We start from the raw sequence: 12,925 nt of genomic DNA, 5'->3' as shown, positions 1-12,925 counted from the left end.
GAAAGGTTCCCTTCGCCGGGCGGCCTCTTCGCGGTCTCGGTTAAGGAAGGCTTGAGGCCGGGTCCGCAACGGCGAGGGCGCAGGTGGCGCCCGCGCTGGCGATGCGGGGCAGGACGAGGCGCGCCGCCGCGCCGGCGCAGGCCAACGCCGCCGCCTCCGCCACCGAGCCGACGCCGCGGCTCGCCTCGATCCGGCGTGAGCGGGTCACGACCCGCGCATCCACCGCCATCAGGGCCGCCGCATCGAGGGCGGTCGGCGCGAGGCTGAAAACGGCGGCGGCTTCGCGGACCGCCGGCTCGCCGGCCCGGTCCGCGGCGGTGGCGATGGCGGTAAGCTGCCCCGATGCGAGCCCGGCCTCGGCCAGCGCCCGGTTCAGCAGCGCGACGATCTCCGCGGCTGTCGTCGCCTGGCGAAAACCGATGCCGGCGACGACGCGGGGCGGGGTCACGGCTTCGTCCAGACCCATTGCGTGATCGGCATAGCCGGGCGCCAGCCGGTGAGGCCGCCGACCGGCACCGCGTGGGCGACCGAGAGCCGGCGCAGGGCACCCCCGGCCTCACTGAAGGCGGCGAGCAGGGCCGCCTCACCCTCCAGGGTGACGGCGTTGGCGACACAGCGGCCATCGTGCGGGAGCGCGTCGCGACAGGCGGCGAGCAGGCCGGGCTCGGCGACACCGCCGCCAACGAAGACCGCCCCGGGGGAGGGGAGGGCGGACAAAGCGGCGAGCGAGCCGCCGACGACGACCTGCACGCGGGGCGCGACGCCCAGAGCCCGCGCGTTGCGGGCGATCCGCTCCGCCCGGTCCGGCCGGCGCTCTACCGCGACGGCGCGGTTGGCGGGATGGCGCAGGCACCATTCGATCGAGACCGAGCCGGCGCCGGCCCCGAGATCCCACAGGGTTTCGCCGGCCCGCGGGCGCAGGGCCGCGAGCGTCACCGCGCGGATTTCGGCCTTGGTGAGTTGGCCGTCATTCTCGAACCACGCATCGTCGAGGCCGGGGCTCAACGGGACGATCCGGGCGCCGGGTGCCGCTTCCACCGTGACCGCGAGGGTGTTGAGGGCGGCGATCTCGCTCAGGTCGAAGTTTTCCGCGCGCGCCTCGCGAACCCGCTCGCTCGGACCGCCCATGGCTTCGAGCACGATGAGCCGCGAGGAGCCGAGCTCGCGCTCCGTAAGCAGCGCGGCGACGGCCGCGGGCGTCGCGCCGTCCCAGGACAGGGCGAGGATGCGGGCGCCGGGCTGGAGATGCGGCACGATGCCGAAAAGGTCGCGCCCGTGCAGGGTGAGGCAGGCGGTCTCGGGCAGCGACCAGCCGAGCCGGGCCGCGGCGAGGCTGAAGGCGGAGGGCTGCGGAAAGGCGCGAATCTCGTGCGCCGGCACCAGCCGGGCGAGCTCGGCGCCGATGCCGTAATGGAACGGGTCGCCGGTGGCGAGGATGCAGGTCGGCCGGCCGCGCCGCGCCAGGATGCCGGGATAGGCCGTGTCGATCGGGCTCGGCCAGGGCCGGGTCTCGGCGGACAGCGGCGCCGCCAGGGCGAGGTGGCGGCGCCCGCCATAGACCACTTCCGCCGCATCGAGGGCGGCGGCGGCAGCGGGCGAGAGGCCCGCCCGCCCGTCCTCGCCGATGCCGACGATGGCGAGCCACGGGGCGTGATCAGGCACAAGTGACGGCGCCGTCATGGCAGCGGCTGCCGCAGGGTCGATTGCATGCAAAAAGTCCGCGATGACGGGAGCCGTCTCGCGGACTTCGTTACGCGCCCCCGGCCGGAACGGCCAGGGGCTGGGCTCGGCCTGCGCCTCAGCCGACCGCCGGGCGGACGGCCAGCGGCGCGGCCATCTCCGGCACGGCCGGTCCGGGCACGCCGAGATAGGCGCGGCGGGCGGGCTTGAGCACGAACCACGCGAGGGCTGCCACCACGAGGTCGAGGCCGATGGCGATGCCGAAGACCGGCACCCAGCTTCCGACCGCGTCGTGGATCAGCGCGGCGACGGGGCCGCCGAGCAGCGAGCCCACGCCCTGAGCCATGTAGAGGAAGCCGTAGTTGGTGGTGGCGTGCTTGGTGCCGAAGGTGTCCGTGAGCGTCGAGGGGAACAGCGAGAAGATCTCGCCCCAGGCGAAGAACACGACGCCCGAGAGCAGGGCGAAGGCGTAGGCGTTCTCGCGGAACATCAGCAGCAGGCCGATGGCGACGGCTTCGAGCGCGAAGGCCACCGCCATGGTGTTCTCGCGACCGACATGGTCCGAGACCCAGCCGAAGAAGGGTCGCGTCAGGCCGTTAGTGATGCGGTCGAAGGTGAGGGCGAAGGGGAGGGCGGCAAAGCCGAACACCATCGCGTCGGCGACGCCGAACTCCTTGGCGAAGGCGGAGAACTGCGCGACCACCATCAGGCCGCCGGTCGACATCATCGCCATCATGGCGAACATCAGCCAGAACAGCGGGGTCTTCAGCATCTGAGCCGGGGCCACGTCGCGGGCGGCGCTCGCCACCTTGTCGGCGGGGATGGCGGGGGTCTCACCGGCTTTCGGCGTACGCAGGCCGAGCGCTGCGGCGACACCGATCACGGCCATGACCGCGCCGAACACGAACAGCGTGTGGCGGTAGCCCGAGGCCGCGATCATGTCGGTGATGGGGAAGGTGGTGGCGATGGCGCCCATGCCGTAGCCCGCCGCCACGACGCCGGCCGCGAAGCCGCGCCGCTCGGGGAACCAGCGCACCATCAGCCCGACCACGCCGACATAGACGATGCCGGTGCCGAGGCCGCAGAGCAGGCCGTAGGTCGCGTAGAGGCCCCACAGCGTGTCGGTGTAGGAGGCTGCGACCCAGCCGAGACCCGAGAGGGCGGCGCCGAGGGCGATCATCGCCTTGGCGCTGAAGCGCTCGATCAGCCAGCCCTGGACCGGCGAGAAGAAGGTCTGGAGCACGATCAGCATCGTGAAGGCGACCTGCACGGCGGCGAGACTCGCGCCGGTGGTCGCCTGGAACGGCTTCACGAACAGGGTCCAGACATATTGCGGACTGGAGATCGTCATCATGACGAGGAGACCGAGGCCGAGCTGGATCCACCGCGTCCGATCAGAAATTGTATGCATCATTCACTCCCTTGCGGCGTCGGGCCTGAGCAAGGGGCGTGCCAGGGGTGAAGCCTCAGGTTCGAGCGGTGACGAGCCAGCAGGCGGCGCCGAGTTCCACCGGGCCGGACCCGAAGCGGTCTCCGAACAACGCCGTGATGATTTTTAAGGCAGCGTCCTTCACGTCCGGCTCTCGCTCGCGCAGCAGGCGGGCGATGGGGCCGCGGGTCGCTACGAAGTCGGCCGCCGCCTCGGGCGTGTCGCCGACCCGCATCATCCGATCCACCGGCTCGCACTCGATGGCGTGAAAACCGGCTGCCTCAAGAGTAGGCAGGAGCGTCGCCGGCGCAGCAAAACGGAAGGGCCCCGGCGCGCCTGGTTGGGGTGCCTCGACCTCGGGCAGTATCGGCAGCACCGCGTCCCGCGCCAGCGTCACCCAGGCGTTCTCCGACATGTTCCGCCAGCATAGGAAGCTCAATCGCCCGCCCGCCACGAGGGAGCGGCGGATGTTGGCGAAGGCCGCGGTGGAATCTTCAAAAAACATCACGCCGAAGCGGGAGAGGGCGTGATCGAAGCGGGTACCGAAGGCGTGATCCTGGGCGTCGGCCCGAAGCCAATCGATCGGGGCGGCGCCCGGCGCCTCCCGCGCCGCCCGCTCGCGGCCGACAGCCAGCAGCGGCTCGGACAGGTCGGCGGCGGTAACATGGCCGCCGCTCCCGACCTGCCGCGCGGCGCGGAGCGCCGTGTCGCCCGCCCCGCAGCCGATATCGAGCACGCGGGCGCCGGGCGCGAGCGCGGCGCGGGCGAACAGGGCCTCGGTGAAGGGCGCGAAGGCCGTGTCGAGGGCTTCGTGGTAGAGGGCCCAGCGCTGCCCGACCTCGCCGTTCCAGTAGTCGCTCTGGTCCTGGTTCAGGGTGCTTGTCATCGATCCACTCACTTCGATCCTGAGGCCAGTGCCTCGAAGGCGGTCGCCACCGCAACCGCGCCGGGATCGGGATGGCCCTTCAGGTCTTTGCCGGCGAGGTAACTGGAGCGGCCGGTCCCGGCCCGCTCCATCCCGGCGGTCGCCTCGGCGCCTGCGCGGGCGGCCTGCGCCGCCGCGTCGAGGCCGGAGGCCGCCAGCGCCGCGACCGCCGGAATCGCCGCGTCGAGCATGGTGCGGTCGCCGGGGCCTGCGCCGCCGATCTCGCGCACCCGCGCGACGCCGGCGGCGCAGGCGGCCGGCCAGTCCGCACCCGCAGCGAGTGCCGCGCCTGTGGCGGCGAAGAAGATCGAGAGCAGCACGCCGCTCGATCCGCCCGTGGCGCGCTCGAGGCGCTCGCCCAGCGCACGGCACAGGGCCGCGGGATCGGCCTGGGGCAACCGGTCGAGATCGGCCAGTACGGCGCGCGCACCTTCGGCGAAGGTCGAGCCGGTGTCGCCATCGCCGACCCGCGCGTCGAGGGCGTTGAGCGAGGCTTCCGCCGCGATCAGCGCCCGGCCCACCGCCTCGATCCGTGCGGCGACGACCGCATCCCGCGAGGGCGCCGGTGCCGGCCCGCCGGCGACCCCCTCCGGCAGCGGTCGGACGACCGGTTCGCGCAGGATCCGCGCGCGCGGCCAGGCGGTGACTGGTGTCTCGGAGAGAAGTGCTGCCTCGAGGACATCGTCCAGTGCCAGGAAGCTGAGGGAGGCGCCGTGCATGTCCAGCGCGGTCATGACCGGGGAGGGGCCGAGCAGAAGCCGCACCCGCCGCCCGAGGTCGGTCGCGAGCACGGCCTTCGTCAGCACCGCCATCTCCAGGGCCGTGGTCGAGCCGAGATTGTTGACGAGGAGCGCGAGCCTGTCGGCCCCCGCGATGGGCGCGGGGAAGCGCGCGGCCATGCGCGCGGCGAGCGCGTCGGCGCGGGGCAGATCGATGCGTTCGATGCCGGGCTCGCCGTGGATGCCGAGGCCGAGTTCCGCCTCGCCTTCGTGCAGGCGCGGCTCCGGTTTCGAGCCGGGGATCGTGGCGGTGGAGACGGCGATGCCGAGCGTGCGCACCGCGGCGGCCGTGCGCCGGGCCAGTGCCGCCACCTCGGCGAGCGGCGCGCCGGTGGCGGCGGCGTGGCCCGCGGCCTTATGGACGAAGAGCGTGCCGGCGAGTCCGCGCGGCCGGGCCGCGTCGGGCAGGGCGATGTCGTCGGCGACCAGCACGGTCTCGACCCGGCGGCCGAGCGCCCGGGCGCGCTCGGCGGCGAGGCCGAAATTCAGGCGGTCGCCGGCATAGTTCTTCACGATGAGGACGCAGCCGGCCTCGCCCGTCACCGCCAGGATGCCGGCGAGCACGGCATCGACGGAGGGCGAGGCGAACACGTCGCCGCACACCGCCGCCGTGAGCAGCCCCGGCCCGACGAAGCCGGCATGGGCCGGCTCGTGGCCCGAGCCGCCGCCGGAGACGACGGCGACCTTGTCCGGCTCGGGCTCGGCCCGCAGCACGACGCGGATCTCGGGGTAGCCGTCGAGCCGTGCCAGCGCCCCGCCGCTGCCTGCGACGAGCCCGTCGATGGCGTCGGTCACGAGCCCGGCGCGGTCGTTGATGAAGTGAGCCAAGGATATCGCCTCCCGTATCACTCCTCCGGTCGCGCCCGCCGATCGGACGAGTTTTGCGCGAAGGGTACCGCCCACTCGGCGCGGGGCAAGCCGCGTCTTAGTTCAAAGCCCCGCCGCGCCGCCATCGGAGCGCGGATCGTGCGTCGCTTCGATCCGCCCGTCTTTGACATGGCGCACCAGCATGCCGGCATGACCCAGCGAGTCGATATAGGCGCCGCCCAACTCCTCGATGTCGTGGCCCAGGCGCCGGAGCGCCGCGATGCAGGCCGGATCGAACCGGTCCTCGACCTTCACGCTCAGCGACTCGGCGCCCCAGGTGCGGCCGTAGAGCAGGCGCGGCGCGTCCACGGCATCGGCCACCGACATCCCGTAATCGGCGTAGCGGGTGAAGATCTGCGCCTGGAACTGCGGCTGCCCGTCACCGCCCATGGAGCCGTAGGACATCACCCGGCCGTCATCGAAGGCGGCCAGCGCCGGGATCAGGGTGTGGAACGGGCGCCGGCCCGGTTCCAGCGGGTTCACCGCGTTCGCGTCGAGCGAGAACGACATGCCGCGGTTCTGCCAGCAGATACCGGTTCCCGGCAGCACCGTGCCGGAGCCGTACTCCCAGTAGACCGACTGGATGAAGGAGACGGCCATGCCCTCATTGTCGATCGCGCCCATCCAGACGGTGTCACCCTCGCCCGAGCGGACCGGGATGCTCGCCGCCCGCCGCATGTCGATCAGGGCCGCCTCACGGTCGAGGCGCTTCGGATCGAGGAAGGCGGCCGGGTCGCCCCTCAGGCGGTCGAAGTCGGTGACGAAGCGGTCGCGGATGGCGAAGGCGCGCTTCGTCGCCTCGATCAGCCCGTGGTAATGCGCGGTGCTCTCCGGCGCGGCGATGTTCAGCCGGTCGAAGATCCCGAGGATGATCAGCGCCGCGAGGCCCTGGGTCGGCGGCGGGAAGTTGTAGAGCGTGGCGTCGCGCCGCCGCAGGGTCAGCGGTGCCCGCTCCTTGGCCGCGTAGGCGGTGAGGTCGGCGCGGGTGACGGGGGCGCCGAGACGTTCCAGGTCGCTGGCGATCTCGCGGCCGATATCGCCGCGGTAGAAGTCGTCGAGCCCGGCATGGGCGAGCTGGGCCAGGGTGTCGGCGAGCTTGGGCTGCGCCCGGATCGCACCCGCCGCGTAGGGCTTGCCGTCATCGAGATAGGTCGCAGCGAAATTCGGCGCGTCGTGCAGCGTGTCGAGTTCCTTTGGCACGTAGCGCGCTTCCGAGGCCGAGACCGGGCAGCCTGCGCGGGCGTGGCGGATGGCGTCGGCCAGAACCGTATCGAGGGGGAGCCGGCCGCCGAAGGCACGCGCCATGTCGAGCGCGAGGCGCCAGCCGCCGACGGTGCCCGCCACCGTCACCGCCGCGTCGGGACCGCGCGAGGGGATCGCGTCGAGCTCCTTCTCCCGGTAGCGGGCGCGGGTCGCGAGCTGCCCGGCCGGTCCGCAGGCCTCGATGCCGCGCACGCGACCGTTCCGCTCGCGGATCAGCCAGAAGCCGTCGCCGCCGATGCCGTTCATGTGCGGGTAGACCACCGCGATAGCGGCGGCCATCGCGACCATCGCCTCGATGGCGTTGCCGCCCTGCGCCAGTACGTTCTGCCCGGCCGAAGCCGCCAGCGCGTGGGGGGCGGCAACGGCCGCATGGGCGAAGACGGGCGTGTCGGGCATGACGGACTCTGACGGAACCTGAGATCGGACGGGCCGAGAGGCAGGATCAGGACCACGCGTCGGCGCGAAGGGCAACTGCCGTGCTCCCCGCCACCACGCACCCCCGGCATTCCGCGATCGCGCGACCGGCTCCCGCAGGATCGCAGATGGCTCCGGATGCGCGCTCAGGATGCGTCGGAGACGGGCGGAATTCCCACAAGCCGAAATGGTTCCGGGTAGCGCCTCTGCCTTTTTGCAAATGTTGCAGAAAAGGAACTGCGCCGATGCGGGCGGGATGACATGATCGTCCTCGCGAATCGGCAGGTATCTCCGCACATGAAGCAGAACGAACGGGCGATCCTTCAGGATCGCGTGAGAACACTTGTCTTGCGCCATGCTTTGGAGGCCGCGCTACAGCGGTTGGCTCATCTTTCCGGGGCGAGTGCCGAGGAAGAACTGTTGAGGCTCGAGCATTCCCTTGTCGTCGCGACGCGCCGCGTCGGCGAGGTGCCGGGCAATATGCAACTCGCTGCCCTGGTCGCCGTCGAGGATGCGGTGGTGGCCATCCGCACCGCGTTCGACACCGTGCACCAACGCATCGAGGCCGCGCCGGCCGTGAGCGCGGTGTCGCCGACGGCTTTGGCAGCCTGAAACGCGACAATTTCGCCGCCGGCACACGCCCGCGGCGATTGAATTGCCGTCGCGCCATGGGCATATCGCCCCCGCTTTTTCGCGTGATCCTCCGAGCACCCGCCGCATCGGCGCGGGTGTTCGGGTACGGCACGCCAGACGGGGAGAGTGGCCTTTGAGCGAGACGGTAGAGCGGCACGAATTCGGTGCCGAGGTCGGGCGCCTTTTGGACCTCGTTGTCCACGCGCTCTATTCCGACCGCGAAATCTTCCTGCGCGAATTGGTGGCCAACGCCGCCGACGCGACCGACCGGCGCCGCTTCGAGTCGCTGACCAACGAGGCCCTGGCGCTCCCCTCCGACGCCCGGGTGCTGATCGCCCCCGACAAGGCGGCGCGCACGCTCACGATCTCCGATGCCGGGATCGGCATGAGCAAGGAGGATCTGGCGCAGAACCTCGGCACCATCGCCCGCTCGGGCACGCGCGCGTTCTCGCAGGCGCTCGGCGAGCGGGCGGCGGAGGGCGGTGAGGACCAGCGCCCGAGCCTGATCGGCCAGTTCGGCGTCGGCTTCTACTCCGCCTTCATGGTCGCCGACCGGGTCACCGTCACCTCGCGCCGGGCGGGCAGCGAGGAGGCCTGGACCTGGGCCTCCGACGGCAAGGGCAGCTACACCCTGGAGCCGGCGAGCCGGGAGCAGCCCGGCACCGACATCGTGCTGCACATGAAAGAGGACGCCGACGAGTATCTGGAGAGCTACAGGCTCGACCACGTCGTGCGCAAATGGGCCGACAACATCGCCGTGCCGATCGCCATCCGCGATGCGGAGGGCAAGGAGGAAGCCGCCAATCGGGGCACCGCGCTCTGGCGCAAGCCCAAATCCGAGATCACGGAAGAGCAGTACAAGGAGTTCTACCGCACCGTCAGCCACGGCTTCGACGAGCCCTGGGCGACCCTGCACTGGCGGGCGGAGGGCGCGCTCGAATTCACCGGCCTCCTGTTCGTGCCGAGCATGAAGCCGTTCATGCCGATGGAAGATGACCGGCGCTCCAAGGTGCGGCTGCACGTGCGGCGCATGTTCATCACCGACGAGGCCGAGCTGTTGCCAAACTGGCTGCGCTTCGTCCACGGCGTGGTTGATACCGACGACCTGCCGCTCAACGTCTCCCGCGAGATGCTGCAATCGACGCCGACGCTGCAGAAGATCCGCCGCGCCGTGACCACCCGCGTCATCAACGAGCTGTCGAGCCGGTCGAAGAACACCGAGAAGGCCGAGGAATACCAGAAGTTCTTCGAGAATTTCGGGCCGGTGCTGAAGGAAGGCATCTACGAGGATTTCGAGCGCCGCGCCGAGATCGCGCCGCTCCTGCGCTTCCGTTCCTCGACGGAAGGTGGCTGGACCTCGCTGCCGGAATACGTCGCGCGGATGAAGCCCGAGCAGGAGGCGATCTACTACCTCGTCGCCGACGACGTGGAGGCGCTGAAGAACTCCGCCCAGCTCGAAGGTTTCCGCGCCCGCGGCGTCGAGGTTCTGCTGCTGTCCGACCACGTCGATGCGTTCTGGCCGGAGCAGTTGGGCAAGTTCGAGGACAAGCCCCTTCGCTCGGTCACGCAGGGCTCGGCCGACCTCGCCAAACTCAAGCCCGAGGGTGAGACGGCCGAGGCGGCGCCCGCGCTCGACACGCTCGTCGTCGCCCTCAAGCTCGCGCTGGAGCCGGACGTCTCCGACGTGCGGACCACCGACCGCCTCGTGGACAGCGCCGTGGTGCTCGCCACCTCCGGCATGGGGCCGGACCTCCAGATGCAGCGCCTGCTGCGCCGGGCCGGCCGCGGCTTCGGCGGTTCTGCGCCGATCCTGGAGATCAACCCGCGCCACGCCCTGATCCGGTCGCTCAACGCGCGGGCCGAGGCGGGCGAGGATCTGAAGGCCGAGGCCGGCACGCTGCTCGACCTCGCCCGGGTTCAGGACGGCGACACGCCGCGCGATCCGGTGGCCTTCGCCCGTGCCGTCGCGGCGGCGCTGGCGGGCACCGCCGCGAAGCCGGCCGAGTCTGCCTGAGGAAAGGGCGGGATGCGGGTGATCAGATCCGCGTCCCGTCATCCCGGGGGGGTGAGCCGCAGCGGAAGCGGGCGACGCGCCAGCGGTCGCCGTGGGCGTTCTGCCATGCCGCCATCTGCGGCTGGGCGACCGACAGGCATTGCTGCGGGGTGACGATGTCTTCGTTGAAGCGGTGAACCCGCATGACGCAATGGGTCGGGTTCGCAACCATGCAGGTCAGGAAGTAGAGGCCGTAGAGCATGCGTGGAGGCTCCGTGCTGGCGTCGATCTCTCCTCCCCAGGGCCGCTTCTTCGTGTTCCTGCCAGCGGCATCGCAATGAGCGTGCCGAATGTTCCCACTCTAGTTGCACGGAGCGTCGGCCACCCCTGCGTTTCAAGCTTGGCCAGCCCCCTGAAACCGGACCCCACACCGGTCTGACGCCGCGGCGTTGACAGTCCCGCCGCATCCGCGCCAACACCGGGCCATGGCCGCAGAACTCTCGACCGATCCGCAATCCGCCCGTCTCGACCGCACGGTGACATGGAGCGTGATCGCGCTCGTGGCGGCAACCGTGCTGATCGGAGCCCTGGCGCCGCGTGCGGCCCATCAACCCGCGCCGAAAGCCGTTCCGGCTTCGGACCCGGCCCAGAATCAGAGCTGCGCCGAGTGGGGCGACGGCTGCAAGGTCTGCCGCCGGATCGGTGAGGAGACCGCCTGTTCGCTGCCGGGCATCGCCTGCACCCCCGGCCCCGTGACCTGCCTGCGCGGCGCCGGAGAGCCTTAAGCGAAGGCGCGCCCGGCGTGTCTGGACACACGATGCAAGCCCCAGAACCGAGGCTCCGCTTCGCCCCGAGCCCGAATGGCCGCCTGCATCTCGGTCACGCCTACTCCGCCCTGCTGAACGCCCGCATCGCCCGGACCCTCGGCGGACAGCTGCTCCTGCGGATCGAGGATATCGATCTCGGCCGCGCCCGGCCCGAATTCGTGGCGGGCATCCTGGCCGACCTCGATTGGCTCGGGCTCCGCTTCGATGGACCGGTCCGCCGCCAATCCGAGCATTTTGCGGACTACGCCGCGGCGCGCGACGTGTTGGCGGCGAGGGACCTGATCTATCCCTGCTTCTGCTCGCGGGGGCAGATCGCGGCCGAGGTCGCGGCCCGTCAGGCGCGCGGCGCGCCGGTTTCGCGCGATCCCGACGGCGCCCCGCTCTATCCCGGCACCTGTCGCGCTCTATCCGCCGACGCGCGACGCACCCGCATCGAGCGAGGCGAGCCGCATAGCTGGCGCCTCGACATGCCGGCCGCGCTCCGAACGCTGGCCGATCCCCTCCTCATCCGCCGCTTCTCGCCTGATGACGGCGCCGAGGAGACGGTCAGTGCCAATCCGGCCCGCTGGGGCGATGCGGTGATCGTGCGACGCGACGTGCCGACGAGCTACCACCTCTCCGTGGTCTGCGACGACGCGGTGCAGGGGATCACGCATGTCGTGCGTGGGCAGGATCTGGAGGCGGCGACCGACCTGCACGCCCTGCTCCAGCACCTCCTTCACTGTCCCATGCCGGCCTATCACCATCACGGGTTGATCCGGGCGGAGGACGGCGAGAAGCTTGCCAAGTCGAAGGGCTCCGAGTCGCTCGCCGATCTGCGCGCCCGTGGCGTTACCGCTGAAGATGTGCGGGCGCGTCTTGGGTTCTCACGGTTGTGTTGATCCTGCGTCTCACGGGGCTTGTGCCGCAGCGACCCATCGGGAATTCGTGAGGAGCGGCGAGCGACCATGAGGGGGCTGGGCACGATGCGATCGTTTCGCGCGATCCTGATTTTGTCGGCCTGGGCGCTCGCCGCACCTTCCGTTGCGCAGGAAGCGGATCGCCCTGCCTCGCCTGCGAAGGATGCGGCGACGATCGAGGCGTGCCTCAAGGGCAAGGAGACGTCCGCCCAACGGCGCACCTGCATCGGAAGCGTGGCTGGACCTTGTCGGGATACGCAAGATGGCGCCACCACGATGGGTATGAGCGCGTGCATCGGCCGAGAGCACGCGATTTGGGACAAGCTTTTGAACCGTACCTACCAGCAAGCGATGGTTGGCTTCGATGATGAAGGTAAGGCTTACTTGAAGGGTGCACAGCAGTCTTGGCTGAAATTTCGCAGCCAAACGTGTCAATGGCCTTATCACGTCTACCGGGGCGGAACCCTTGCCGGGCCGCTATCGAGCGAGTGCTTCATGGAGCAAACCGCGCTCAGGACGTTCGACTTGATGGAGATCGTTGAGAATGGGGATCATTGACTTCTTTGCGGAGCGGTAAGGAAGGCCGCCTCACCGCATCGCGTCGCGCTGCGCCATCGCCGTGGCGGTCTTCGATTTCTGCATCGTCGCCTCGGTCTGGTCGCGCTGGCGCTTGAACTCGGCGAGCAGCCGGCCGTCGAGCTCGCGACCGCGCGGTACGCGGATCTTCATCGGATCGACGAAGTGCCCGTTGATGATCACCTCGTAGTGCAGGTGCGCGCCGGTGGAGAGGCCGGTCGAGCCGACATAGCCGATCACCTGTCCCTGCCGGACGCGGCTGCCTGCACTGACCCCGCGGGCGAAGCGGGACATGTGGTTGTAGGTCGTGACGTAGCCGTTGATGTGCTGGACCTCGACGCGGCGGCCATAGCCCGAATCCCACTCGGCCTTGATCACCGTGCCGTTGCCGGCGGCCACGATCGGCGTGCCGATCGGGTTGGCCCAATCGACGCCGGTATGGAGCTTGGCATAGCCGAGGATCGGGTGGCGCCGGTAGCCGAAGCCCGAACGCATGATGCCGTCGGCGATGGGTTTGCGGATCAGGAACTTCTTCAGCGAGCGGCCCTGCTCGTCGAGATAATCGATCGAGCCGTCATCCGGTGACTGGAAGCGGTAGACCTTGCGCGACTCGCCCCCGAGATTGAGCGCGGCGTAGAGC

Annotated in this window: 13 protein-coding genes (1 of these 13 cut by a window edge); 5 read left to right on the top strand and 8 right to left on the bottom strand. The window is 70.5% G+C overall.

Annotated elements, in window-relative coordinates:
- Positions 1 to 40 precede the first annotated feature (40 nt).
- From OVA30_RS01110 to OVA30_RS01085, 6 genes are all read right to left on the bottom strand, one after another.
- Positions 41 to 466, bottom strand: coding sequence for a cobalamin biosynthesis protein (locus tag OVA30_RS01110; RefSeq protein WP_268174302.1), 426 nt, complete (start codon positions 464 to 466; stop codon positions 41 to 43).
- A complete protein-coding gene (cbiE, locus tag OVA30_RS01105; RefSeq protein WP_268174301.1) occupies positions 445 to 1,680 on the bottom strand; it encodes a precorrin-6y C5,15-methyltransferase (decarboxylating) subunit CbiE in 1,236 nt (411 codons plus the stop codon). The genes OVA30_RS01110 and cbiE overlap by 22 nt, the downstream gene beginning before the upstream one ends.
- A 118-nt stretch (positions 1,681 to 1,798) precedes the next feature.
- Positions 1,799 to 3,091, bottom strand: coding sequence for an oxalate/formate MFS antiporter (gene oxlT / locus OVA30_RS01100; protein ID WP_012606040.1), 1,293 nt, complete (start codon positions 3,089 to 3,091; stop codon positions 1,799 to 1,801).
- Positions 3,092 to 3,146: 55 nt separating this feature from the next.
- Complete coding sequence (locus OVA30_RS01095) at positions 3,147 to 3,995, bottom strand: class I SAM-dependent methyltransferase (protein ID WP_268174300.1); 849 nt, start codon at positions 3,993 to 3,995, stop codon at positions 3,147 to 3,149.
- Between the two features lie 8 nt (positions 3,996 to 4,003).
- Positions 4,004 to 5,641: a dihydroxyacetone kinase subunit DhaK gene (locus tag OVA30_RS01090; RefSeq protein ID WP_268174299.1), complete on the bottom strand. Its 1,638-nt coding sequence runs from the start codon at positions 5,639 to 5,641 to the stop codon at positions 4,004 to 4,006.
- A 102-nt stretch (positions 5,642 to 5,743) separates the two neighbouring features.
- Positions 5,744 to 7,339 (bottom strand): gamma-glutamyltransferase family protein, encoded by a 1,596-nt coding sequence (locus tag OVA30_RS01085; RefSeq protein WP_268174298.1) that lies wholly within the window; start codon positions 7,337 to 7,339, stop codon positions 5,744 to 5,746.
- Between the two features lie 315 nt (positions 7,340 to 7,654).
- On the opposite strand from OVA30_RS01085, the gene OVA30_RS01080 reads away from it, so the two are divergent.
- Complete coding sequence (locus tag OVA30_RS01080; protein ID WP_056502728.1) at positions 7,655 to 7,969, top strand: hypothetical protein; 315 nt, start codon at positions 7,655 to 7,657, stop codon at positions 7,967 to 7,969.
- Between the two features lie 154 nt (positions 7,970 to 8,123).
- The gene (gene htpG / locus OVA30_RS01075) at positions 8,124 to 10,004 is read left to right on the top strand and encodes a molecular chaperone HtpG (RefSeq protein WP_268174297.1); all 1,881 of its coding nucleotides are present in this window, start codon (positions 8,124 to 8,126) and stop codon (positions 10,002 to 10,004) included.
- 22 nt (positions 10,005 to 10,026) lie between these two features.
- Here htpG and OVA30_RS01070 read toward each other — a convergent pair whose 3' ends face one another.
- Positions 10,027 to 10,245: a hypothetical protein gene (locus tag OVA30_RS01070; RefSeq protein ID WP_003605291.1), complete on the bottom strand. Its 219-nt coding sequence runs from the start codon at positions 10,243 to 10,245 to the stop codon at positions 10,027 to 10,029.
- Positions 10,246 to 10,468: 223 nt separating this feature from the next.
- Here OVA30_RS01070 and OVA30_RS01065 point away from each other — a divergent pair, with 223 nt between their 5' ends.
- From OVA30_RS01065 to OVA30_RS01055, 3 genes are all read left to right on the top strand, one after another.
- Positions 10,469 to 10,768 carry a hypothetical protein gene (locus tag OVA30_RS01065; RefSeq protein WP_015821615.1) on the top strand — a complete coding sequence of 100 codons (300 nt, stop codon included), beginning with the start codon at positions 10,469 to 10,471 and terminating at the stop codon, positions 10,766 to 10,768.
- A gap of 32 nt (positions 10,769 to 10,800) precedes the next feature.
- Positions 10,801 to 11,691: a tRNA glutamyl-Q(34) synthetase GluQRS gene (gluQRS, locus tag OVA30_RS01060; RefSeq protein WP_268174295.1), complete on the top strand. Its 891-nt coding sequence runs from the start codon at positions 10,801 to 10,803 to the stop codon at positions 11,689 to 11,691.
- Between the two features lie 66 nt (positions 11,692 to 11,757).
- The gene (locus OVA30_RS01055) at positions 11,758 to 12,267 is read left to right on the top strand and encodes a lysozyme inhibitor LprI family protein (protein WP_268174294.1); all 510 of its coding nucleotides are present in this window, start codon (positions 11,758 to 11,760) and stop codon (positions 12,265 to 12,267) included.
- Between the two features lie 30 nt (positions 12,268 to 12,297).
- Here OVA30_RS01055 and OVA30_RS01050 read toward each other — a convergent pair whose 3' ends face one another.
- Positions 12,298 to 12,925, bottom strand: partial view of a M23 family metallopeptidase gene (locus OVA30_RS01050; RefSeq protein ID WP_268174293.1) — the end only. The gene runs 1,466 nt beyond the window's last position; only the last 628 of its 2,094 coding nucleotides appear in the window; the start codon falls outside the window, past its right edge; its stop codon occupies positions 12,298 to 12,300.

This window comes from Methylorubrum sp. SL192 (assembly GCF_026672325.1).
GTDB lineage: Bacteria > Pseudomonadota > Alphaproteobacteria > Rhizobiales > Beijerinckiaceae > Methylobacterium > Methylobacterium extorquens.
The sequence above is the reverse complement of the archived record's forward strand: the minus strand, read 5'-3'. Positions and strand labels throughout refer to the sequence as shown.

Bases quoted from the DNA above. Each gene is read 5' to 3' on its own strand.
- OVA30_RS01110 (WP_268174302.1), bottom strand. From the start codon at position 466: ATGGGTCTGGACGAAGCCGTGACCCCGCCCCGCGTCGTCGCCGGCATC.
- cbiE (WP_268174301.1), bottom strand. From the start codon at position 1,680: ATGACGGCGCCGTCACTTGTGCCTGATCACGCCCCGTGGCTCGCCATC.
- oxlT (WP_012606040.1), bottom strand. From the start codon at position 3,091: ATGCATACAATTTCTGATCGGACGCGGTGGATCCAGCTCGGCCTCGGT.
- OVA30_RS01095 (WP_268174300.1), bottom strand. From the start codon at position 3,995: ATGACAAGCACCCTGAACCAGGACCAGAGCGACTACTGGAACGGCGAG.
- OVA30_RS01085 (WP_268174298.1), bottom strand. From the start codon at position 7,339: ATGCCCGACACGCCCGTCTTCGCCCATGCGGCCGTTGCCGCCCCCCAC.
- OVA30_RS01080 (WP_056502728.1), top strand. From the start codon at position 7,655: ATGAAGCAGAACGAACGGGCGATCCTTCAGGATCGCGTGAGAACACTT.
- OVA30_RS01070 (WP_003605291.1), bottom strand. From the start codon at position 10,245: ATGCTCTACGGCCTCTACTTCCTGACCTGCATGGTTGCGAACCCGACC.
- OVA30_RS01065 (WP_015821615.1), top strand. From the start codon at position 10,469: ATGGCCGCAGAACTCTCGACCGATCCGCAATCCGCCCGTCTCGACCGC.
- gluQRS (WP_268174295.1), top strand. From the start codon at position 10,801: ATGCAAGCCCCAGAACCGAGGCTCCGCTTCGCCCCGAGCCCGAATGGC.
- OVA30_RS01055 (WP_268174294.1), top strand. From the start codon at position 11,758: ATGAGGGGGCTGGGCACGATGCGATCGTTTCGCGCGATCCTGATTTTG.